The 23,193-nt window shown below is 55.4% G+C and carries 17 protein-coding genes; 16 read left to right on the forward strand and 1 reads right to left on the reverse strand.

From position 1 onward, the window contains the following. Positions 1-30: 30 nt before the first annotated feature. The 9 genes from BCM02_RS01965 (at position 31) to BCM02_RS02005 (ending at position 13,493) form a co-directional block, all read left to right on the forward strand. Positions 31-2,286 carry an ATP-binding cassette domain-containing protein gene (locus BCM02_RS01965; RefSeq protein WP_148927365.1) on the forward strand — a complete coding sequence of 752 codons (2,256 nt, stop codon included), beginning with the start codon at positions 31-33 and terminating at the stop codon, positions 2,284-2,286. A 62-nt stretch (positions 2,287-2,348) separates the two neighbouring features. Then, the gene (locus BCM02_RS01970) at positions 2,349-2,720 is read left to right on the forward strand and encodes an iron chaperone (RefSeq protein WP_148927366.1); all 372 of its coding nucleotides are present in this window, start codon (positions 2,349-2,351) and stop codon (positions 2,718-2,720) included. Between the two features lie 198 nt (positions 2,721-2,918). Continuing rightward, a complete protein-coding gene (locus BCM02_RS01975) occupies positions 2,919-3,632 on the forward strand; it encodes an SMI1/KNR4 family protein (protein WP_246183149.1) in 714 nt (237 codons plus the stop codon). Between the two features lie 158 nt (positions 3,633-3,790). Beyond that, a complete protein-coding gene (locus BCM02_RS01980) occupies positions 3,791-3,970 on the forward strand; it encodes a hypothetical protein (RefSeq protein ID WP_148927368.1) in 180 nt (59 codons plus the stop codon). A 160-nt stretch (positions 3,971-4,130) separates the two neighbouring features. Continuing rightward, entirely contained in the window at positions 4,131-6,650 is a 2,520-nt protein-coding gene (locus BCM02_RS01985; protein ID WP_148927369.1) for a hypothetical protein, read from the forward strand. A 113-nt stretch (positions 6,651-6,763) separates the two neighbouring features. Then, complete coding sequence (locus BCM02_RS01990; RefSeq protein ID WP_148927931.1) at positions 6,764-8,395, forward strand: glycoside hydrolase family 13 protein; 1,632 nt, start codon at positions 6,764-6,766, stop codon at positions 8,393-8,395. A gap of 220 nt (positions 8,396-8,615) precedes the next feature. Continuing rightward, positions 8,616-10,220, forward strand: coding sequence for a response regulator transcription factor (locus tag BCM02_RS01995; RefSeq protein WP_187433965.1), 1,605 nt, complete (start codon positions 8,616-8,618; stop codon positions 10,218-10,220). Between the two features lie 15 nt (positions 10,221-10,235). After that, the gene (locus BCM02_RS02000; protein ID WP_148927371.1) at positions 10,236-12,092 is read left to right on the forward strand and encodes a sensor histidine kinase; all 1,857 of its coding nucleotides are present in this window, start codon (positions 10,236-10,238) and stop codon (positions 12,090-12,092) included. Positions 12,093-12,119: 27 nt separating this feature from the next. Continuing rightward, positions 12,120-13,493 (forward strand): ABC transporter substrate-binding protein, encoded by a 1,374-nt coding sequence (locus tag BCM02_RS02005; protein ID WP_148927372.1) that lies wholly within the window; start codon positions 12,120-12,122, stop codon positions 13,491-13,493. A 106-nt stretch (positions 13,494-13,599) separates the two neighbouring features. On the opposite strand, the gene BCM02_RS02010 is transcribed toward BCM02_RS02005, so the two are convergent. Next, a complete protein-coding gene (locus BCM02_RS02010; protein WP_148927373.1) occupies positions 13,600-15,108 on the reverse strand; it encodes a stalk domain-containing protein in 1,509 nt (502 codons plus the stop codon). Positions 15,109-15,509: 401 nt separating this feature from the next. On the opposite strand from BCM02_RS02010, the gene BCM02_RS02015 reads away from it, so the two are divergent. The 7 genes from BCM02_RS02015 (at position 15,510) to BCM02_RS02040 (ending at position 23,148) form a co-directional block, all read left to right on the forward strand. Then, the gene (locus tag BCM02_RS02015; protein WP_148927374.1) at positions 15,510-17,156 is read left to right on the forward strand and encodes a type 2 periplasmic-binding domain-containing protein; all 1,647 of its coding nucleotides are present in this window, start codon (positions 15,510-15,512) and stop codon (positions 17,154-17,156) included. Between the two features lie 213 nt (positions 17,157-17,369). Next, complete coding sequence (locus tag BCM02_RS02020) at positions 17,370-18,227, forward strand: ABC transporter permease (RefSeq protein WP_246183208.1); 858 nt, start codon at positions 17,370-17,372, stop codon at positions 18,225-18,227. A 21-nt stretch (positions 18,228-18,248) separates the two neighbouring features. Further along, positions 18,249-19,151 (forward strand): carbohydrate ABC transporter permease, encoded by a 903-nt coding sequence (locus BCM02_RS02025; protein WP_148927376.1) that lies wholly within the window; start codon positions 18,249-18,251, stop codon positions 19,149-19,151. Positions 19,152-19,355: 204 nt separating this feature from the next. Then, positions 19,356-20,627, forward strand: a complete 1,272-nt coding sequence (locus BCM02_RS02030; protein WP_148927377.1) for an FAD-binding protein — start codon at positions 19,356-19,358, stop codon at positions 20,625-20,627. Between the two features lie 183 nt (positions 20,628-20,810). Continuing rightward, a complete protein-coding gene (locus BCM02_RS02035) occupies positions 20,811-21,965 on the forward strand; it encodes a phosphotransferase enzyme family protein (protein ID WP_187433966.1) in 1,155 nt (384 codons plus the stop codon). A gap of 265 nt (positions 21,966-22,230) precedes the next feature. Continuing rightward, complete coding sequence (locus BCM02_RS35110) at positions 22,231-22,398, forward strand: hypothetical protein (RefSeq protein WP_187433967.1); 168 nt, start codon at positions 22,231-22,233, stop codon at positions 22,396-22,398. Between the two features lie 168 nt (positions 22,399-22,566). Beyond that, the gene (locus tag BCM02_RS02040; RefSeq protein ID WP_148927378.1) at positions 22,567-23,148 is read left to right on the forward strand and encodes a TetR/AcrR family transcriptional regulator; all 582 of its coding nucleotides are present in this window, start codon (positions 22,567-22,569) and stop codon (positions 23,146-23,148) included. The last annotated feature ends 45 nt before the right edge of the window (positions 23,149-23,193 follow it).

Consider the following 23,193-nt stretch of genomic DNA (forward strand, 5'->3'; position numbering starts at 1 on the left):
TCAACCTACATATTCGGATGGAGGTTTGACATGAACGAATCGAACCAGGAATACATCGTCATTGCGGGGGCGCGGGAGAACAATCTCAAGAACGTATCCTTGCGGATTCCGAAGCGGAAAATCACGATTTTCACCGGCGTATCCGGCTCCGGCAAATCCTCGATCGTATTCGATACGATCGCCGCGGAATCCACGCGGCTGCTCAACGAGAATTTCAGCATGTTCGTGCGCACGTTCCTGCCGCGCGTCCCGCAGCCGGATACGGACGCGATCGAGAATCTGAGCATGGCGGTCATCGTCGATCAGAAGCGGCTGGGCGGCGGCTCGCATTCCACCATGGGCACGATTACCGATATCGCGCCGATTCTCCGCTTGCTCTACTCCCGGGTCGGACAGCCCAACGTCGGAGGCGTGAACATGTTCTCGTTCAACGATCCGCAGGGCATGTGTCCCGAGTGCAACGGGATCGGTCGGAAGCTTGGGGTCGACATGAGCAAGGCGGTGGACATGTCTAAATCGCTGAACGAAGGCGCGATCATGCTGCCGGACTATTCGGTCGGCGGCTGGGAGTTCAACATGGTCGTGCAATCGGGCGAATACGATCTCGACAAGAAGCTGAGCGATTATTCGGAAGAGGAACTGGACAAGCTGCTGTACGGCAAGGCGAGGAAAGTGCAAATGGATTTCGCCGGCAAGGCCATGAATATTACGGTGGAAGGCGCCCTCGAGAAATTCACCAACAAATACATCAAGCAGGACGTCAAGACGAAGTCCGAGCGCACGCAGAAGGCGGTCGCGCCTTATATTACGGAAGGTCCGTGCTCGAGCTGCCGCGGCGCGAGACTTAGTCAGGCTACGCTTAGCTGCAAGATCAACGGACGCAACATCGCGGAGCTCTCCTCGATGGAGGTCGGCCAGCTCATCCGCGTCGTACGGGAGATCGACGACCCCGTAGCCGCGCCGATCGTCAAGTCGCTGACGGAGCGGTTGCAGCATCTGGTCGACATCGGACTCGACTACTTGACGCTCGACCGCGAGACGGACACGCTGTCCGGCGGCGAATCGCAGCGCGTCAAGATGGTGAAGCATCTAAGCGGCAGTCTGGTGGACGTGACGTACATATTCGATGAACCGAGCGTCGGCTTGCACCCCCGCGACGTGCACCGGTTGAACGAGCTGCTGCAGAAGCTGCGCGACAAAGGCAATACCGTCATCGTCGTCGAGCACGATCCCGACGTGATCAAGGTGGCGGACCATATCGTCGACGTCGGGCCGCACGCGGGCAGCCGCGGCGGAACCATCGTCTATGAAGGAAGCTACCCGGGTCTGCTGGAGTCGGATACGTTGACCGGCACCCATATGAAACGTCCGCTCCGGCTGAAGGACGATTGCCGCCAGCCTTCCGGCAAGCTGTCCATCCAAGAGGCGAATCTGCACAATCTGCGGAACGTGAGCGTCGATGTCCCTACAGGCGTGCTGACCGTCGTGACGGGCGTCGCCGGCTCGGGCAAGAGCACGCTGATAAACGAAGTGTTTCTCGGCAGCCATCCGGATGCGATCGTCATCGACCAATCGGCGGTAGGCGTCTCCACGCGCTCGAACCCCGCGACCTATACGGGCATTATGGACGACGTGCGCAAGGCGTTCGCGTCCGCGAACAAGGTGAACCAAGGCTTATTCAGCTTCAATTCCAAAGGCGCCTGCGAGAACTGCCAAGGATTGGGCGTCGTGTACACGGACCTTGCCTTCCTTGACAGCGTGAAGCTGCCGTGCGAAGTATGCGGAGGCCGACGGTTCAAGGAAGAAGTGCTCGCGTACAAGCTCGGCGGCAAGTCGATCGCCGACGTGCTGGAGATGACGGTGGAGCAGGCGCTGGAATTCTTCGAGCTCAAAGAGGTCGTGCGCAAGCTCCAGGCGATGAGCGACGTCGGCTTGAATTATGTAACGCTCGGACAACCGCTCAGCACGTTGTCGGGCGGCGAATGCCAGCGAATCAAGCTGGCGAGCGAGCTGCACAAGAAGGGCAGCATCTACGTGATGGACGAGCCCACGACCGGCCTGCACATGTCCGATATCGGCCATCTGCTCGAGATCATGAATCGTCTCGTCGATGCCGGCAATACGGTCATCGTCATCGAGCACAATCTGGAGGTCATCAGCCAGGCGGATTGGATCATCGATATGGGACCGGACGGCGGCAGCAAAGGCGGCCAAGTCGTATTCGAAGGGGTCCCCGCCCAGATTATTCATGCGGAGCAGTCGATCACGGGCAAGTACTTGACGTAACCCGCGCGCGGACTAGGCTGTCGGCCGAACCGGCAGCCTTGTTGAAAGGAGGACGACTTGCCATGGAAGATTTTGCGGATTTTATCTCGAAAATCGATCACCCGATTCATCGGGCGCGCACGGAAGAAGTGTTGAACTGGGTGCATCGGCAATTCCCGATTTTGCAGACGAAAGTCGCCTGGAACCAGCCGATGTTCACCGATCACGACACGTTTATCATCGGCTTTAGCGTCGCCAAGCCGCATCTGGCCGTCGCGCCGGAGAAGGCCGGCATCCAGCGTTTCTCGGCGGATATCGTTCAAGCGGGCTATGATCATACCAAGGAGCTGGTGCGGATCCCGTGGGGGAGCGAGGTCGACTTCGATTTGCTGGAGAGAATGATCGCGTTTAATATCGAAGATAAGGCAGGCTGTACGACGTTCTGGCGGAAGTAACGCCAGGATATCAAGTCGGCAGCATATGATTACACACGAATCCGCTCCCGAGAGCGGATTTTTTTGAGGTGCCCAACTCGATCGCCTGCGTTCAGCGCATAACGTGCAACTATTCCATTTGAAGCGGGGATGCCGGTTATGAACAGGTTTGAGTCGATAGATGCTATTCTTGCTCGGATGCAGGAAGCAATAGCCGAGATGGCGGATCGAAATCCCGCTTATTACGCGAAGTATCCGATGCATCTGTTATCGGAAGCAGAGGAGCAGGACATCCTTAGCGTGTCCGGTGAGTGGCGTCTTCCAGAGGAATATCTCTACTTCTTGAAGCGTTATGTCCCCGTATCGGTTGCTTGGAGCACCGATCAATATATGAGTCTCACTATTTACGGAGCGAAGGATCTGCTTCCGGGCCAATCCGGCTATAATTATAATCACGTAACGGACGAAACCATCGCGGATTGGCCGATCGATTATTTGGTTATCGCTTCGGATGAAGGCGATCCGTATTGCATGGATCTATCCAGAGGAGATACCGTCATCTATACGGCCAGGCATGGAGCGGGGAGTTGGGATTTTTCGGTTGCATACGATCATCTGAATGCGTTTCTTCAAAGCGTCTTGCTTCCGAGAAGCGACGAGGAGGACGGAGAGGACGAGGAACTTGACGACTATGCTTACTTCAACGTGCTGCTGACAGGTCCCGGCGCCGATAAGGTAAAGACGTTGGCGTTTATTAGGAAAAGGTTCTCTTGCGATTTTGCGCAAGCAAAAGCTTATTTAGCGCAATTGCCGCTCCCTGTATATAAAGGCATCGAAGAGGGCGCAGTCAAAGTAGAGGATCAACTGCTGCGCATCGGCGCGGATTATGAGAAGCGCCCCATCAGTTGGGAAGAATTTATTGCTAGACCATAGATCGCGCCCCGGCACGGCACGATTCGCGACCTTCGACGCTTGCGAATCTTTCCTTCATGATTACAAACGTAAGGCATGGACATAATATTTTGGGTTAACGACTGGCAATAACAGGGCCGGTCCGATCATTCGAGTCTAAGAACGGAGGCATAACGTATATGGCGGACAAAAAGCTCTACTATGCATTCGAGGATCCATCCGGCACCGCGATCGAATTTCGTGCTACCAGCTTGCAGCAGGCGATGGTGATCAAGAAGAAGAAGGCCGAGAAGATGGGCCTAGATAAGGATGTTTTCGCGCTTACGAGCATACACCCCAAAACAGACCAGCGCGCGTAACGCAATTACCTCTCGATCGACATGAAAATCCGCGAAACATGCGGATTTTTTTTATGCGCGCTTTCATCTGTGCGGCCTAGAATCAAATTTACGATGGCTAAGGTTTCTTGTACAATATGGGAAGTATTGGTGGCGTTAACGATTAAAGGCGGTGAAACGGATGTCCATGATGTCTCCTTCCTCAAAGGCGCAGTCTCAGCCAACCCTAAGCGACGCGCTGAAACCTCAGCCTTCTCCCATGATCGGCTCCGCTGCCGGCAGCCCGCTGGGCATCGCGCCGCGAACAGCCGCGCTCACGCCGGCCCAACTGCTGACCATGCAGCGAACGGCAGGCAATCAAGCCGTGCAGCGAATGCTAGCGCAGCCAACTGCCGCAAGCAATAAGGACAAGCCCATTCAGCGGCTCAAGGCAGAGGACATTTATGTCCTCGAAAAAGCCGATCCGCCCCCAGAGGAACAGCTGCGGCAGATGCTGAATCTCTTTACGAATTGGGAGAATGCGGCAGGCGATGTCCTCACGCGGGCGAAACGGCAGAAGATGAGCAGAGATCGCGTCGACGGGTTTCTGACCGGCAACTTCGCCCAATACTTGAACAATCGCGAAAGCTTGTATGCCTATGTGAAGGCGAATGTGTACGACGCGCTCGTCGAGGAGGAAGCACGGCAAGAAGAACAGGATCCGAAGGCGTTGTTCGAGCAGCTTGTTTTTACGTCGAGGTTCTCGTTGGATCATCAGGTACTCCAAGATACGCTTGGTTACATGCCGAACTTTGACATGAATCAACAACTGGGGATATTCGAGCGTATCTATGAGATGATTGACCTTAGGGCGCTCCAGTACTTGCGGCATTTTGAACGGATCGTTCACGACTTTGATTGTTTATCCGACCTGTATGCCGTCGTTTTGCGTTCAAGCTCTTTCCGGGCTCTGGACGATGAGGCTGCCGACCGACATCTGGAGGAGCTGCTTGGCGAAGGGCCGGAGAAGGAGCAAAGGCTTGAGCTATTGGCGCTGAAGTTTCCGGAATTGTCGCTGATCGTGCCGCCGCAAGCGTACTTCAAAGACGATTCGCTCGACCGGGCGAAAGTTGGCGAGGCCATCCAGAACGAGGAGATCCGGCAGCTGCTTGCGATTATGAGTAAAAGCGGCAATGCCGGAGAGATTGCCAATGCCATGAAACAACTGGGTCGATTTCTCAATACGACGAGCGCGACTCCCGAGGATATAAAGTTGGTCAAAAAGGCGCTGACCACGATCGTCGAACTCCGTAATCCGACTTTGCGCAACGAACTATACGATTCGCTCGGACACCTGCTGCCCAAACGGGAAACTGAAGTAACGGATGATTCCTACTCGGACGAGGACTCCTATGATCAGGATGGAATATTGAGCGAACAGGATAAAAAAGAGCTGACGGGCGATATCGAGGAATCGACGGTGCCCACGCGCCCAATCCGGATTCTATTATCCGATGTCTATCCGGGTTATCTGACCGACGTCAATATCACCGACTTCCTTGGGAACGGAGAGACGAGAAAGCTGCTCAAGAACGCCCCGATTAACAACCGGCTGCTGAGCGCGGTCGCGGTGCTCAAGAACACGAATCAGCTGACCAAAGAGAGCAAAGCAGAGGTTCTCCAGAAAATCTTCCAAGATTCGAAAGCGCTTGCTAAAAATCAAGTCATTGAACTCTTCGGCACGATGAAGCTGCTGCTTGACCTCGGGAAGGGCATGAGTTTGCATGCGTGCGATGACATGACGAAGATGAAAAGCATCCTGGACGATGAAATGGGGGCCGTATTAGGACTAGAGGAAGACGAGATGACCGAGTCCGGCATGGCGAGGCTGCTGAATAAATTCCGAAGCGTTCAGGATCTTCTCGTGTACGCGGCGACACTGGATCAAATCGAAGATCCGGATCAACGTGTGCAGGCCAAGAACGGATTCCGAGCGTTCGTCTTAACCTTAATGGAGGATGAGGATAATACAATATACCGTCAATTCCGTTATGGAGAATTAGGCCAGGAAGATGATGATGAGGTTCAACAAGCTTTATGGGGACACTTGGCCCAAGTGCTGCAACTGCCGGAAATTCTCGAGGAGTGGAGTCTCGGCGATTCGATGACGGTAGAGTCGGATGGAACGACTTGGCACGTGCAGGATACGGATGCGCCGTCGGATATGCTACTGCTCGGCACCGATATTACGACCTGTCAGAATGTGTACAACGGCAGTCAGAACCAATGTCTTCTCAGTTACCTAATCGACGGGAAGAACCGGGCGTTAGTCATCAAGAAGGTCGATCCGAAGAAAAAGCAACGCGACGTGGACAACCGCATCGTCGGCCGAGCCCTGTTCAAGCTGCTCGTGAACGATCAAGGGGAGAACGTGCTCTATATCGAGAAAGTATATACGGACAACACGCAAATCGATATCGATCAAGCGAAGGCGCTGCTGCTCCAGATGGCGAAGAAACGCGCCGCCGAAATGGCCAAGCACTTAGCAGACCTCCATTTGCTGTCTACTAATCAGAATGCCTTTACCCAAACCGCTCGTTACGATCAGAGCATTCATTCCCTCGGCGGGCCGGCGCCGTTTGATTACAATGACACCGTTCTGGAGAACGGACCCCCGAATTTCACGATTGATCAGAGCCATATCGTCAAACTCCCTTACTAGAGAGTTGGAGCATGCGCAAATGTGCAAGTCGGCGGCGAACCCTGTATAGTAATGCAAGTAACAACCCTGTAAGAAGCTGATGACAACGAGAGAGAAACAAGGAGATTTGGATGATGGAGAACAAGAAGTGGTGGAAAGAAACGGTCGTGTACCAAATTTACCCGCGCAGTTTCCAAGACAGCAACGGCGACGGCATCGGCGATCTGACCGGCATACTGAACCGGCTCGATTATCTGGAGAAGCTCGGGATCGGCGCGATCTGGCTGTCCCCGGTGTGCAAATCCCCGCAGGATGACAACGGCTACGATATCTCGGATTATCAGGATATCGATCCGATGTTCGGTTCGCTGGACGATATGGACGCGCTGGTTCGAGAGGCGGCCAAGCACAATATCAAAATTATTATGGATCTGGTCCTGAATCATACTTCGGACGAACATCCGTGGTTCGTCGAAGCGAAGAAGGGGAAGGACAATCCGTATTACGATTATTATGTATGGCGCGACGGCGTTCCGGGCACGCCGCCGAACGAGCTGGGCAGCATCTTCGGCGGATCGGCTTGGGAGTACGTGCCGGAGCTTGGCCAATATTACTTGCATCTGTTCTCCGTGAAGCAGCCGGATCTCAACTGGGCGAATCCGAAAGTCCGGGAAGAGATCTACCGCATGATCAATTGGTGGATCGACCGCGGCGTCGGCGGCTTCCGTCTGGACGTCATCGATCTGATCGCCAAGGAGCCGGATCGGCTTATTACCGGGAACGGCCCGAAGCTGCACGACTATATCCGGGAGCTTAGCCGGCTAACCTTTCAACGGGCGGACCTGCTTACCGTCGGCGAGACGTGGGGCGCCACGCCGGAGATCGCGAAGCTGTTCAGCAATCCGGACGGCTCCGAATTCTCGATGGTATTTCAGTTCGAGCATATCGGCCTGGACGAGCAGCCGGGCAAGAGCAAGTGGGATTTGGCGCCGCTGGACTTCATGAAGCTGAAGGCCGTGCTGTCCAAATGGCAGACGGAGCTGAAGGGCGAGGCTTGGAACAGCCTGTTCTGGAACAATCACGATTTGCCGCGCATCGTCTCCCGTTGGGGCAATGACGGCGAATACCGGGTACAATCCGCCAAGATGCTGGCCACCTTGCTGCATGGCATGCAGGGCACCCCGTATGTGTATCAAGGCGAGGAGATCGGGATGACCAATGCGCAATATCCGATCGAGGACTACCGGGATATCGAATTGCTCAATCTGCATAAGGAGCGGACGGACCAAGGCTACCCGCAGGACGAGATTATGGCCTCGATCTATGCCAAAGGCCGCGACAACGCCCGCACGCCGATGCAGTGGGACAGGGCGACGGATGCGGGATTTACGACGGGCACGCCGTGGATTCGCGTCAATCCGAACTACGCGACCATCAACGCCGAGTCGGCTCTTCTCGATCCCAACTCGATTTTCCATCATTATCGGAAACTGATCCAGCTGCGCAAAGCGCACGAGGTCATTATCTACGGCGACTATGAGCTGTTATTCCCGGAGGACCCGAGCCTCTTTGCTTATACCCGCTCGCTGGATGGCGAGAAGATTATCGTCCTATGCAATTTCTATGGCGAGCAGGTGCCGTTCACGCTCCCGGATTCGCTGTCCGGCGAGAAGGAGTTATTGATCGCCAATTATTACGATGAGCTGCCGCAGCATACGCTTCGCCCCTACGAAGCCAGAATGTATCGATTGAAGGCCGGCAACTAGTTATTTGTAGCGCGCAGGAAGAGGAGAGGCGTCCCGTTTGTCGTACAGGCGACGACGGGACGCCTCTTTCGGTTGACTATCGGCAGCGTTAAGTCGAAGATTCCAATGATCTTCCCTATTTCTAATGAAAATCCCCAGTTCCTGCATTCCATGCGCAAGCCGATCCTTTTACAATACAGAGAGAGGGTAGATGTCGATCCATAAACTAGGGGGCATGCGCGTGCATACCGATTCGATTGAAATCTTGATCGTGGATGACGAGCCGAAGCAGCGCCGCGGGCTGGCCGCCATGGTCAGGTCGCTGCGTCCGGAATATCGCGTCCATGAAGCGAAGAACGGCAAGGAAGCGCTGGAACTTGCCCATCGCAAGCCGCTCGATATTGTCTTTACCGATATTCAGATGCCGCTCGTCAACGGAATCGAGTTTCTGGAGCATCTTCATCAAGACGGCACCAAGTTGCCCAAAGTCGTTTTTGTAAGCGTATACCACGAGTTCGGTTATGCCCGGCAAGCCGTTCGGCTGGGCGCGAAGGATTATTTGGTCAAGCCCGTCAGTCCCGATCATCTCGAACCCGTGCTAGCGCAGCTGGAGCATCAGATTCGGCAGGAAATCATGGAACAGACGGCGGCGGACAGCCTGTCCCGGCAGCTGGCGCAGTCGAAGACGGTCTATATGGAGCAGCTGCTGTACAGGTGGATGACCGAGGAGCTGCAGCCGGCGGAATTGCAGGAGGTTCAAGCGGCGTTCAAGGCGACGGGTCCGGGAGCGGTGATGATCGTGGAGACCGGATCTTCATCTTCGTCGACCGCCGATCAAGAGTGGAGACAGATGCTGAAGCGGGCGATATCGCAGACGTTGGGGGGATTAGCCGATATTATCGTCTTATCGCCGGAGCACGAGAAAGACCGCATGGTCGTCATCGCCGAATGGAAGTCCGCCGGTGCCGAGGGGGAAGGGCAGGAGAAGCTCCGCGCCGCGCTTACTCAGCTTGGTCAGCTGTATAACCGCGTCATCGGAGCCGGAGTGGCGCGTTCAGGATCCTGCTTGGGAACGGACATACGAGATTGCTGGGTGCAGGCGCAGCAGGCGGCGCATTATTTGTACTATTATCCCGAAGGCACATGGTTGACGAACGAGGCGCTGGAGGCGCAGCTATCGAAGGCGGCCGCGGCGGCAGTCGCGGCCAAAGATTCGCAAGCGCTGGAGGAAGCGGTTACAGACGGGAGCGCCGAGCTGGCGTCGTTAACGCTAACGGGCATGATGGAACGGCTGGCGGCTGGTTATCTGCCCCCTTTTCGTTACAAGTGCGCCGTCATTCAACAGCTGCTGACCTGTCTGAAGCGCGTGGAGCTGGTGATTGACGATGCGGATTACCGGCTGTTGTCGGAGAGGATCGACCAAGAGATCGTAGCCTCTCCCACGGTGCGCGAGACGAAGGCCGTCGCGGTTCGCCTGCTGTCGGATCTCGTGCTTCAGATGAAGAGGGACAAAGGCGCCCGGAGCGAATGGATCATGAACAAGTGCAAGGAGTATATGGAAGAGCATCTGCACGAGGACATCGGTCTTGATGCGGTGGCGCAGCGATTTTATTACAATGCCTCGTATTTCAGCATTTTGTTCAAGAACCATTTTGGCGTCTCTTTCACGGATTTCCTCGTAAAGTCGCGCATGCAGCGCGCGCGAAGCTTATTGCTGCAGTCCGATCAGAAGGTCGCCGACATCGCGAAGGCGGTCGGTTATAAAGATGGCAAGTATTTCAATAAAGTGTTCAAAAAAACGTTCCTCCACTCGCCGGACGAATTCCGCCGGACGTTCACGTCATAACCGCCGAGGCTCATCATGCGCATACTCCATAAACTGTCCGATCTCGCAGCGAATGCGAAATTCCGTCTTAAACTCATCGTATCCTATTGCCTGCTGGTTACGTTCATCATTTTGATTCTCGGCTTCGCCTATTACCGGATCAGCGCGGGCAACATGCTGCGGAACATGCAGGAAAGTCTGGGCAACATCGTGCTGAACAACAATCAGCTGCTCGACGAGAAGCTGCGCGATATTCAATCCAAGAGCGAGGTACTGCCGATCGATAACGAGCTGTACGAAGTCATCGCGAACGTCGATAAGCACGACAACGAATCCCAGTTGAAGGCGGATCGCCGCATTACTTCGATCCTGTTCCAATATTTCGGCGGCGACGCGGATATCTATTCCTCGTTCATCCTGACGCCCGAATATACGTATGGCAATGCCGCGCGGATGTACGTGCCTCCGGAAGGTTTCTTCCAATCGGACTTATTCCGCGCGTCGCTCATGAATCAAGGCGATCTCGTCTGGATGCCGACCTATTCGTTCGCGGATACGTTCGGCGAACGCGAGATGTCGGGTTTTCCCTACGAATACGAGAAGTTGATGTCCGGCGTGAAGGAGCTGAATTTGACGTATATCGACGAGCAGGGCGTCTTCCATTCGCTGCCGGCGAATCAGCAGAGACCGGTCCTGATGCTGAGCTTCCGAACGGATTACGTGGAGAAGCTGTTCGCCGACTATGTGCATAAGAGCAAGCTGCGGCATTTGACATACGGGGTCGTGGATGTGCACGGCTCGGTCGTCATCGCCTCGGATGCGAAGCTGACAGGCACCCGTCAGGCTCCCGCTTGGCTTGCGGAAGCGTTCGAGATGAGGCAAGGCAGCTTCCAACACGTCGTCGACGGCCGAGAACGGCTCATTGCCTTCCATCAGATGGAGAGTACCGGCTGGATGTCTTATATCGAAATTCCGGTGGCGGACGCGCTTGCGGATTTGGATAAGCTGCGTTCGTATTCGATCCTGTTCCTGGCCGCGATGCTGCTCGTCTCCGTGCTGCTAGCGTATTTGCTATCGATCTACATTACGAAGCCGATCATCCGCATCAAGAAAGCGATCAAAATGATGGAACTCGGCAATTTCCGCGTCCGAATTCCCGAACATGGCCGCGACGAGCTCGGCGAGCTAATCCGCATGTTCAACCAGATGAACGGACAAATTCACGCGTTGATCGAAGAGAATTACGCCTCCAGGCTGCGGGAGAAAGAATCCGAGCTAATGGCGCTGAATCTGCAGCTGAACCCGCATTTTCTGTACAACACGTTAACGACGCTGTATTGGATAGCCGTGGAGAACAATCAGCAGGAGATGAGCCGGATTATGCTGAATCTGGCCGAGATGCTGCAGACTTCGACGCGCGACAAGAACGAGACTTGGCCGCTAGCGACCGATCTGGACTGGCTGAACAAGTACATCTACATCATGTCGAGCCGCTTCGAGAATATGATCGAGACGCGCATCGAAGTCGATGAAGCGCTGCTGGCCATCGAGGTACCGAAGCTGTTCCTGCAGCCCTTCGTCGAGAACGCGATCATTCACGGCCTGGCGGAGACGGAATCCGGCGGCGTCATCGTGATCAAAGGGCGGAATGAGCCGGACGGTCTCCGTTTCTCCGTCGAAGACAACGGCTGCGGCATTACGAAAGAACGAATCGATAAACTCAAATCCGGCGAGATCCGCTCGACCGGCATGGCGAACGTCGAGAAGCGGATTAAGCTGCTGTACGGACCCCAATATGGCCTCGAGATTCAGTCTAGCCGGGAGGAGGGGACGACAATTGTCATTCGGCTTGGACGGCAGCCCGACCCGAATGCAGCGACACGCGTCTCATAAGGAGAGGCTAGAGGAGGCGACCAGACCATGAGGAAGCGATTGGCCTTGCTTCTTGTACTCGGACTTGCCGCGTTGACGGCGGCCGGCTGCCGTCCGGCCGAGAGTTTGCCCGCGGCGGAGATCGGCTATGCGATCAAAGGGGGTAGTCAGGAACCGGTGACATTAACCTATGCCTCTTGGGGCTCGGCGAACGAGCGCAAGGCGCAGGAATCGATGATTCGCAAGTTCATGGACAAGTATCCGTGGATTACGGTGGAGTACATGTATGCGCCGGGCGATTACGTGACGAAGCTGACGACGATGTACGCCAGCAACCGAGCGCCGGACGTGTTCATGCTGTACAAACATACGGCGCTTCAATGGGCGGAGCAGGGCAAGCTGTACAACTTGAATGAATTTCTCGCCACCGATCCCGATATTAACGAAAGTTCGTTGATTCCGAACGCGATTATGTCGTGGGATCAAGGGAAGGTGGCCGGCGTGAAGGTGACGGAGGAAGCATTCGCGCTCTATTACAATGCCGACCTGTTCGAGGAAGCCGGGCTGTCGCCGCCGCCCGTCAAGGCCGAGGAGGCTTGGGACTGGGACGAATTCGTGCAGACGGCGAAGAAACTGACGATCGACCGCAACGGACGAAACGCGCTCGACCCGTTGTTCGATCCGCATCACATCGAGCAATTCGGCGTCCGCTTCAATACGTGGATGTGGCATTTGTTCGTGTCGTCCAACGAGACGAGCATCATCTCAGCAGACGGAAGCCGAATGAACCTGCAGGACCCGGCGGTGATCGAAGCGGTGCAAAAGCTGGCGGACCTGATTTATGTGCATCATGTGGCGCCGTCTCCGCTGCAGGAGAAGAATTTGCCCCAGCCGATGCTCGCCCTGCAAAGCAAGAAGATCGCGATGGATCTGGACGGCCAGTGGATTCAGCTGGACCTCGGCGCCGCGAACGTCAACTACGGCGTCGGCGTACTGCCCAAGCTCAAGAAGAGCACGACCGTTCAGTTCGGCGAGCCGATCGTCATGTCCGCGACGACGGAGCATCCGCTCGAAGCATGGCTGTTCTTCAAGTGGCTCATCGATGCCGAGCATGCGATCGACATGCATGCGAGCGGACTGTGGATGCCGATCTTGAAAGACTACTACACGAAGCCCGAGCTCATTACGCGATGGGCGGACGAGAAGCCCGGCCATCCGGACGGGTACGAGGATGCCGTCATGCGGCAGACGCTTGCGAACGGCGTCAACTCGTACGACTATTATTTGAAGAACATCGAGCGCATCAATGCCATCCTCATTCCCGCGCTTGACCAGGTATTTCTTGGGAAGAAGAACGTGAAGCAGGCGTTCGCCGATGTGGCTGACGAGATCGACGCCGCGTTTCAAGGGACTTATCCGTGAGGAGGATGAAAAGGGGAAAACAGGAGGATCAAGCTCGAAACGTAACAAAGGCGCTGGCATCATGGGGAAAATCACTGTTGACGCCAGCGCCTTTGTTATATTGCGATTAAGGCCGTACGCTAATTTCAATCCCGTTCGTGAATGTGACCTCGATCAGACTGTGAGGCGGTGCCGGTTTCCCGGGCTCTAGTCCGGTCGCGGTTACCTCAGGCGAGAGCGTATCCGGTAATTTCGGAATCTCCTCGTTCAACTCAATAACGAACGATAGATCGTGATTCGGGAAATTATTCATATGATTCTGGCCCAGGTATTGTTTGGCCCAACGTTCAACGTGAGGCTTAATTTGCGAAAAGTTCGTTACATAATTCAAGTACGCGTTAGGCGGCATTTGGCATCGAATCAAGATTCCACCGTTATCTTGATGTTCGGCGGTCCACCGGCCAATAGCCAGCCCACTGAAAGCGTTCGATAAAGAAATCGGGATTGATCTCACACCACGTTCCAAAAACCATAAGGTAAACGCTGCGGCTTCTTGATTGGTCATCATCTCGCCTTGTGCCGTTTGCTTTTTGGCCGCGATCGAGTCTAACGGCGACATCGAGATCGCTTCGGGAGCTTTGCCAGCAACGGACTCGAGCAGCTCGGCGGCTTCGGCGATGGAGATGGCCGTATATGGACTCGTTATGCCCAGTTCCTTGGCGGGAGCGATAATGCCGACCAGCTGGCCGTTCGCGTTAAACAATGCGCCCCCCTCTACAGGTTTCGTCGTGATCTGATAACCGATATAGTCGATATCCTTCCGGGATGATAAGCTGTCGACAATGCCTTTCTCTGCATAATAATCGCCGGTACGGCTGATCGCGACAACCGATGCACCGATTCGCATCGTCGAGGGATCGCCGATTTGCAGGTCGTTCGGGAGCGCCGTTCCCTCGCTTACGCGCAAGAGGACGAGGTTCGAGGCGGGCGCGAACGCCGCGACGCCTTCGATGACGCGCTCGCTTCCGTCAGCGAGCACGATCTTGCCGGATAACCGGCTCTCGACGAGCGAATGCGTAGTGAGAACCAATCGTTCTCCGACGACGATGCCGTTCCCTTCTCTGTCGCCGGCAATTACAGTCACCACCGAGGCGGAAGATAAAGTCGCTATACGTTCGGTTGGCGTTTCGTCATTCGGCACATGGGCCGACCTCGAAGGACGTTCGATCCGGATCGTCTGAGCGGTTGCTTCAAAGTCGACCCGATAGTCCATTGTTTCGCTTACGAAACGCAGCGGTATGTAAGTCGTGCCTTGCAGCGCGATCGGCGCCACCGGCATTGTCATCGCTTTACCGTTCACGTAGGCCTGTTTACTGCCGTTAGTCATACGAATGGTCCTGCCGTCGGTTGTGGCGTTGATCGTTTTCTTTTGCGCGTCGTATTGGACCGCGAACCCGAAAGTTGACAGCAGGCTTCTGAAGGGCACGAGAATGGAACCCTCGTGGTTGTAGCCTGCCGACGCGATTCGCGCGCCATCCACATAAATCGGGTATTTCGCCGATTCCGCCGAGCCGACGGACGCGGCGCAAAGGAATAAGTTCGCGACCATTAATAGGGAGATCATCGTTTTGCGCACGCGAATCCAGCCTCCTGCGTCTATTTCATCTCTTTCATGCAGCCGTTATCGTATAACAGCTCAGTATAATTATACTTTGCGGTATTTTCATATGACAACGAGAATCAAGTATTTACTTTTGCAGGTAGACGTTCCGCAACGTCAAACAGCATTCTCGCTGACTGCCTAACCGCCAATGCAGAACGCGGTTTTTCTTTGGAATGCTTCCTGACGACATTTCGGCCGAGGGGGGAAGGGGCGGGGGAGATCGAAAGGTTCTTGGAGGTCGCACCCCTTTTTCATCCAATCATATTCCCTCAAATCCAATCATTTTCCGAATTGCCGGCTCTTGAAAGCGCTTGCTATTATGAGGGGGTCAACCGTAACCGAACGCCATATTCGAGAAAAAGGGGATTAACGCCATGAAAAAAGTATTGTCATTGGCTCTAGCCGCCAGTCTCTCCGCAGCCGCCTTGTCCGGCTGCAGCGGCAACAACGCGAATGCGCCCGAAGGCGGCGCGAGCACGAACGCGCCGACGAACGGCAATTCATCGACCGGCAAAGTCGTCAAATTAACCGGCCTCATTACGAAACATCCGCTGACGCAGGAGCTGGCGAAGATGGAATGGCTGCAGCAGGCGGAGGAGCGTGCGGGCGTCGATATCCAGTGGCAGGAAATTAGCGCGGATTGGGATCAGAAGAAGGGCGCGCTGCTCGCCGGCGGCGACGTGCCGGATCTGATCATCGGTCCGAACGCGATCACGGACGCGGATTTCGCGCAATTCCCGGGTCTGTTCCAGGATATGAGCGAGTTGGTCGCAAGCGATGGTCCGAACGTGCAGGCGATGTTCAACGACAAGCCGGAGACCAAGGTGATCTCCTCCCAGACGGACGGCAAAATCTACGGCTTGCCGAAGTATCAGCGTTTCTGGCCGGCCACGGCTTCCAGACAGTTCATTAATCAGAAGTGGCTCGACGATCTCGGTCTCGCCATGCCGACGAATTGGGATGAACTGTACGACGTGCTGCTCGCCTTCAAGGAGAAAGACGCGAACGGCGACGGCGACGCGAACGACGAAATCCCGATGGATTTCGCCCCGGTCGGCACGGGAGGCTTCGGCTTCTTCCATCCGACGGTGCTGCTCGGCAGCGAAGGCATCACGCTCACGAACGGAAGCGGGCAAGGCTACTTCCTCGAGGACGGCCAAGTGAAGAACTTCTTCGTCGACGAGCGCTATAAGAATTTGGTCGCCTTCTTGAACAAATGCTTCGCGGCCGGGTTGATCAGCAAGGAAGTATTCACGCAGGATTATACGAAGTTCCAATCGGTGGCCCGAGGCACAGGCGACAAGGCGAAGGTCGGCTTCACGTGGGGGTGGGAGGTGACGGACCGGTTCGGCAATACGCTCGCGCCTCAGTATGCGTCGATGGCGCCGCTTGCGTCGTCCGCGAACTCGACCGCTCAAGTGTCATGGGACTATGACTACGATACGCTCAATTATGGCGTAAACATGGTTACGATGTCCGCCAAGACGAAGGACAAGGCAGCCGCGATGCGCTTCATCAACGAACTGTATGATCCGAAGGTCAGCATGCAGGTGTTGTTCGGGTCGCTGGGGACGAATATCAAAGACAACGGAGACGGCAGCTACGCCGTACAGCCGCCGACGGACGCCGCCATGGATCCAGGCACGTGGAAATGGACCACTACCTGGGCGGATAACGGGCCGATGTATATCGCGGACAGCCTGAAGTTGACGCTCGGCACGGATATGCAGTCGGTCGGCAAGCAGACCGAGCCCCTCATGCCAACGATCGATGCCATTGACAAAGAGAACGACGTGCTCCCGAGCATGTTCATCAAGTACAGCGCCGCGGATAACAGCATGATGAGCTTGAACAATACGAATCTAATGAACCTGGCCATGGCCAAATTCTCGCAATGGGTGACGAAAGGCGGCATCGACAAAGAGTGGGACGGCTATGTGAAGAACGCGACCAAGACCGGACTCCCGCAAAATCTCGAGATCATGCAGAAGTACTACGAAGACTATAAAGCCAAGAAATAAGCGAACAAGACGAGGGATGAGGGAGGCTTGAATCCGCTTCGCCGCGGAGAGGGCATCCCTCCTTCATAAGGGAGTGATCGAATGTCCATCCGTACCGCTCAGGGAACCGGCAAGCCTCCCGAGCTAGGGCTCGCGCCCAATGCGCCCGAGCCGAGGCTCGCGCCCAAGCAGACGGTATTCAACGCGTTCAGGCGAGACTATCAGCTGTGGGTGATGGTACTGCCGGCCATCATCGTCATCGCGTTGTTCAACTACGTGCCCATGTACGGGATTCAGCTGGCATTCCGCGATTACGATTTCGCCAACGGGCTGACCGGCGGGGAATGGCGCGGCTTGTACTACTTCAAGCAATTTATCGACAGCTATCTGTTCGTCGACATCATGAAAAACACGGTCACGATCAGCTTGGCCACCATCCTGATCGGTTTCCCCGCTCCGATTATTCTGGCGCTCATTCTGAATCAGCTGCGCTGGAAGCGGGCGAAGAAGGTGCTGCAGACGACGGTCTACCTGCCGCATTTCATCTCCATCGTCGTCATGGTCGGCCTGCTCAACGTGCTCCTGTCGCCAAACACGGGCATCGTCGGCTATCTCATGGCGTCGATGGGTTTCGGAGATATCAATCTGCTGGCCGACGTGAGCACGTTCGTGCCCGTCTATGTCATCTCCGATATTTGGCAGCACTGCGGCTGGAACAGCATTATCTATCTCGCCGCCTTGTCCAGCGTCGACCCGCAGCTGTACGATTCTTCCAAGATCGACGGGGCGAGCCGTTGGCAAACGATCAAGCATATCGATCTGCCCGCGCTCGTGCCCACCATCATCATCTTGTTCATATTGACGATGGGCAACGTGCTCGGTACCGGCTTCGAGAAAATTTTCCTCATGCAAAATACGTTGAACTTACCGGTATCCGAGGTCATTGCCACCTATGTGTACAAAATCGGGATCATCTCGAATCAGATCAGCTACTCGTCCGCGATCGGGCTGTTCAACACGGTCATCAACTTTATCTTCCTCTTCGCGACGAACGCGATCTCGAAGAGAGTATCCAATACGAGCTTATGGTAGCGGTCCCGGGAGGTGCAAGAAATGGACGCAATCCGCGCGAAGCGCCGGCCGACGAATGATATCTTGTTCGACGCCGTCATCGTCATTTTATGTTTGTTCGCATTCTTAATCGTGGCTTATCCGCTCTATTTCGTCATTATCGCTTCGGTCAGCGATTCCACCTTGGTCGCGACGGGGAAGGTGACGCTGTTCCCGAAAGGGTTCAGCATGTTCGGCTACAAGGAAATTCTGAACGATTCCCGGATCTGGACGGGATATGGTAATACGATCCTCTATACGTTCCTGGGCACCTTCGTGAACCTGCTGTTCACGCTGCCGGCCGCGTATGCGCTGTCGCGTCCCGAGTTCAGGGCGAGAAGATTCATTATGTTCGCCTTCGTCATCACGATGTTCTTCAACGGCGGCTTAATTCCGACGTATCTGCTGATCAAAGGACTCGGGATGACGAACACGATGTGGGTGTTCATCTTCCCGTTCTGCGTCAACGTGTTCAACCTCATCATCACGCGCACGTTCTTCGACAACTCGATCCCGAAGGAGCTGTACGAGGCGGCATCCATGGACGGGTGCAGCCACTTCCGATTCTTCTGGAGCGTGGTGCTGCCGTTGTCGAAGGCGGTCATCTCCGTCGTCGGCTTGTATTATTTGGTCGCGCATTGGAACGACTTCTTCACGGCGCTGGTGTACGTGCGGGATAATAAGCTGCAGCCGCTGCAAATCGTGCTGAGGGACATTCTGCTCTCGAACCAGGTTTTCTCGAGCGGAGCGGGTTCCGGCGGCGCTTCCGGCGGGTACGCGCAGCGTTATGCGGATCAGATCAAATACGGCGTTATCATCGTATCGACGCTGCCGATTCTCATCGTCTACCCGTTTATTCAGAAGTATTTCGAAAAAGGCGTATTGATCGGTTCCGTGAAAGGATGAACGCAAACGATCGCGGCCTCGGCTCCCGTTTCGTCTAAAGAGCGCAATCGACTCGAGAAGAACCTCGAGAAGATCGCGCTCTTTTTTGGACGCCGCTATTCATTACGCGATTAATGTCTTGTTAATAAGATCAGTAATTAGTTAATATATTCATATATGCCGAAATGATAGCTTCATCCAATAAGCCTAAGGAGTGCAATGCTGATGGAAGACAAGTACAATTGGGCCGGGAACTACCGCTACGGCTCGGCGGAGCTGCTTGAACCCGAAAGTCTGGAAGAGGTCCGCGACATGGCCGTTCGTTGCAGCCGCATTCGCGCGCTCGGCTCGCGCCACTCCTTCAACGGAATCGCCGACACCGGCGGCAGCCAGATTTCGCTCCGCAAGCTCAACCGGGTCATCGAGCTCGACCGGGCGCAGCGGACGGTTACCGTCGAAGGCGGCATTCGATACGGGGATCTGTGCCGCTACCTGGACGAACAAGGCTATGCGCTGCATAATTTGGCGTCGCTCCCGCACATTAGCGTGGCAGGCGCCGTCGCGACGGCTACCCATGGATCGGGCGACCGGAACGGGGGACTGGCGGTAGCCGTTCGCGCTATCGAGTTGGTGAAGGCGGACGGCGAGATAGCGGTACTTGAGCGCGGGAAGGATCGCGATTTCGAAGGGGCGGTCGTCGGGATCGGCGGACTCGGGATCGTAACGATGCTGACGCTGGACGTGGTGCCCGCGTTTCAGATTAGCCAGACCGTTTATGACGAGCTGCCGCTGTCGGCACTGGATGGACGGATCGACGACCTATTCTCGGCGGCCTACAGCGTAAGTCTGTTCACGGATTGGACGAGCCCCGCGTTTAATCAAGTCTGGGTGAAGCGGAAAGTCGCGGGCGAAGGAGTAGAAGCGGCGTGGGCGGAATCGACCGAATTCTTCGGCGCGCAGCCGGCTCCGGTCAAGCGTCATCCGGTCCCCGGCCAGTCCGCCGTCAACTGCAGCGAGCAGTTGGGCACGCCGGGGCCATGGTACGAGCGCTTGCCGCACTTCCGCATGGACTTTACGCCGAGCGCCGGTCATGAGCTGCAGAGTGAATATTTCGTGCCGAGGCAGCATGCGCTCGAGGCGCTGCGCGCGCTGGACGGGATCCGCGAGCGAATCGCGCCGCTGCTCTTCATCTCCGAAGTGCGCACGATCGCCGCGGACGAATTCTGGATGAGCCCGTGCTACAAGCAGGACAGCGTTGGCCTGCACTTTACGTGGAAGCCGGATTGGGAGGGCGTGCGCGAGGCGCTGCCGCTGATCGAACGGGAGCTGGCGCCGTTCGGCGCGCGTCCGCATTGGGCGAAGCTGTTCACGATGGAGCCCGAGCGGGTGCAAGCCCGCTATGAGCGTCTGGCGGATTTCCGGCAGCTGCTGGAGCGATATGATCCAGAAGGGAAATTCCGGAACGCCTACCTGGATACTTACATCGTGCAGCAGTGAATTCCAGCTTAATGATCTATGCAAGTAACTGGGTTTCGTGACAACCATATACATGCCTAAAAGTCGCAGTGAAGATGCGGCTTTTTCTTTTTTGTCGGTGGATGTGATTTCATACCGGCGTGACGGAACGTTTCGTTATAGTTAATTTTTCCATGGTGAGTGCACGATTGAGTATGTTAAATTATGGGTGCCGTTGAAGAGGCGGTTCACCTGTGCGAGCGGGGTTTCAGCGTTCAGTTGCGAGTGATTCAAGGAGGAGATCTAATCACGAATCAAGAGGTAGTTGAAATCGCGGAAGCAAATTTGCTTCCCATCGTATCCGAGCTGTATGAACTGGAAGGCTATGACATGAGGCCGGTACAAGCGCATCGCGGCGGGCGGAATGTCGTGTATACCTGCGAGAAAGCGGGTACCGAGGCGAAGATGCTCCGAATCGCCTTCTTACCGGACAGAACCCGGGAAGAAGCGCTAGGCGAGGTCGAATATATCCGGTATTTACATGAACATGGCGGTCCTGTCCCGAATGTGATCCGCTCCAAGAACGGCAATCTGCTGGAAGAGATCGCGCATCACGAACGCGTCTATCGGATCTGCCTGTTCGAACGGGCCAAAGGAATAAAGCTGGCGGACAATCGCTATCGGTATCGGGAAGGCGTGCCGATAACCGAATATTATTATAACTGCGGGAAAGTACTGGGGAACCTGCACCGGCTGTCGAAAGGCTATACGCCCGTCCATCGCCGGCGTCATTTCTTGGGCATATACAACGCTGCCTATCTCGATGACCTGATACCGAACTCCTTAGCGCGACTCAAGGCGAAACTGACAGAACTGATAGCCGCCTTAGCGGGTTTGGACAGCGGCCATGACGCTTACGGGATGATCCATTTCGATTTCAACGACGGCAATTATCATGTCGACTACGATTCCGGCCGAATCACGCTGTATGATTTCGATAATTCCTGTTTCGGCTGGTACCTGTATGACCTGGCAGATCTGTGGAGAAGCGGACTGGGCTGGGTTGCGTCCGAACCGGACGCGGTCAAGCGCAGAAGTTTCATGGACGATTATTTCAACACCGCCATCGCGGGATACAGGTCCGAGACCGAGGTCGAGCAGTCCACGTTGGATAAACTGCCTTTATTCATCAACGTTACGCTCATGGAAAATATCGTGGATACGTTCGAGTGCATGTGGCGCAACGGCGAAGAGCCGGCGTGCGACGAGGCGTTATCTTATTTGATAAAGTGCTTGGAAGACGATATCCCGTATATGGGGTTCTTCCATGACATCTACGCGAGTGACGAACCTTTCGAGTATGAGATACGCCGTCTTTAAATGCGTATATTTGGAGATCCGCTTTTTAGCGGATCTTTTTGTTTGCCCCAATCCGTGCGAACGACGCCGCGTTTAGTTAATTTTGGAGCTATTGGACATAATACTCCACGAATAACAATGCACGAAGTGGAGGAGGGAAAGGCGTTATGCCGCGGTGGAGAACAAATCAAAACCATTCCGATCGCAACAATAGCGATAGCGCTAATCCCATGGAACCGGCCGCTCGCTGTATGCCGACCTGCTCGGCTGGCGGGAACCGAACTTCGTGCCGGATGCCATCGCGGAGCGTCCGGAGGGCGGACTATATGCGACTGGCGCGTACGGCAGCGGCAGCGCATGGATGATCGCGCGGGACGCGTCGGCGGAGGAATGGCGGGCGATGGTCGCAATGGCCTTGGAGGAGCAAGGACCGCTCGAGGAAGCAATCGTTTAGTACGACATAAGCGTATCCAAGCCAAAATAGTCGCGAAACTGCGGCTATTTTTGTTTTCGCATCGGTTGGCAGGAAATATGGGCGGTTGTGCGGGTTGACAGCGCGACTCGAGTTGTGAATAATTGGATGTAAGTAAGTACTTACACAATTGAGAGGCAGGAACGATTCGTGAACCAAACCGCGAGCACCGGAGACAAAATACTAAAGGCGGCAATCGACCTGATCGCGGAACAAGGCTACGACGGGACGACGACGAAGGAGATCGCCGCGGCGGCCGGCGTCAGCGAAGTAACGCTGTTCCGGCATTTCGGCAGCAAACAGGCGCTGCTCCTCGCCGCGTTCGAACGGTACCATTACGCCGGCGAAATGACGAAGCTGTTCGAGCGGATGTCGGGAGACGTGCGGAGGGATCTGCTCTTGGTCGGGCGAACGTATCATGCGATCATGAACCGGAACCGGAAGTTGCTCGATATCGCGCATAAAGGCGGCAGCCGGCTGCCGGAGGAGGTGCGTGATCAAGCGTCGCAGCATCCGGTCCAACTGAAGAAGCTGCTGATGAATTATTTCTCGGCGCTGCTTGAACAAGGGATAATCGCCCCGAATGACCCGGAAATTACTGCGATGTCGTTCATGTGGATGAATTTGGGGGCCTACAGCAGCAAGTTGGTAGAATCGTCGAATTCGGACGTGACGCTCGACGCGTTTATCGAGCGGAGCGTCGAACTTTTCGCTAGGGCGTTAACACCCTAGTTTTTTCTTGCCCATGATGTAAGTAAGTACTTGCATACAATGAGA

The sequence above is a fragment of the Paenibacillus methanolicus genome, from assembly GCF_008124765.1.
In the GTDB taxonomy this organism is placed as follows: Bacteria; Bacillota; Bacilli; order Paenibacillales; family Paenibacillaceae; genus Paenibacillus_Z; species Paenibacillus_Z methanolicus.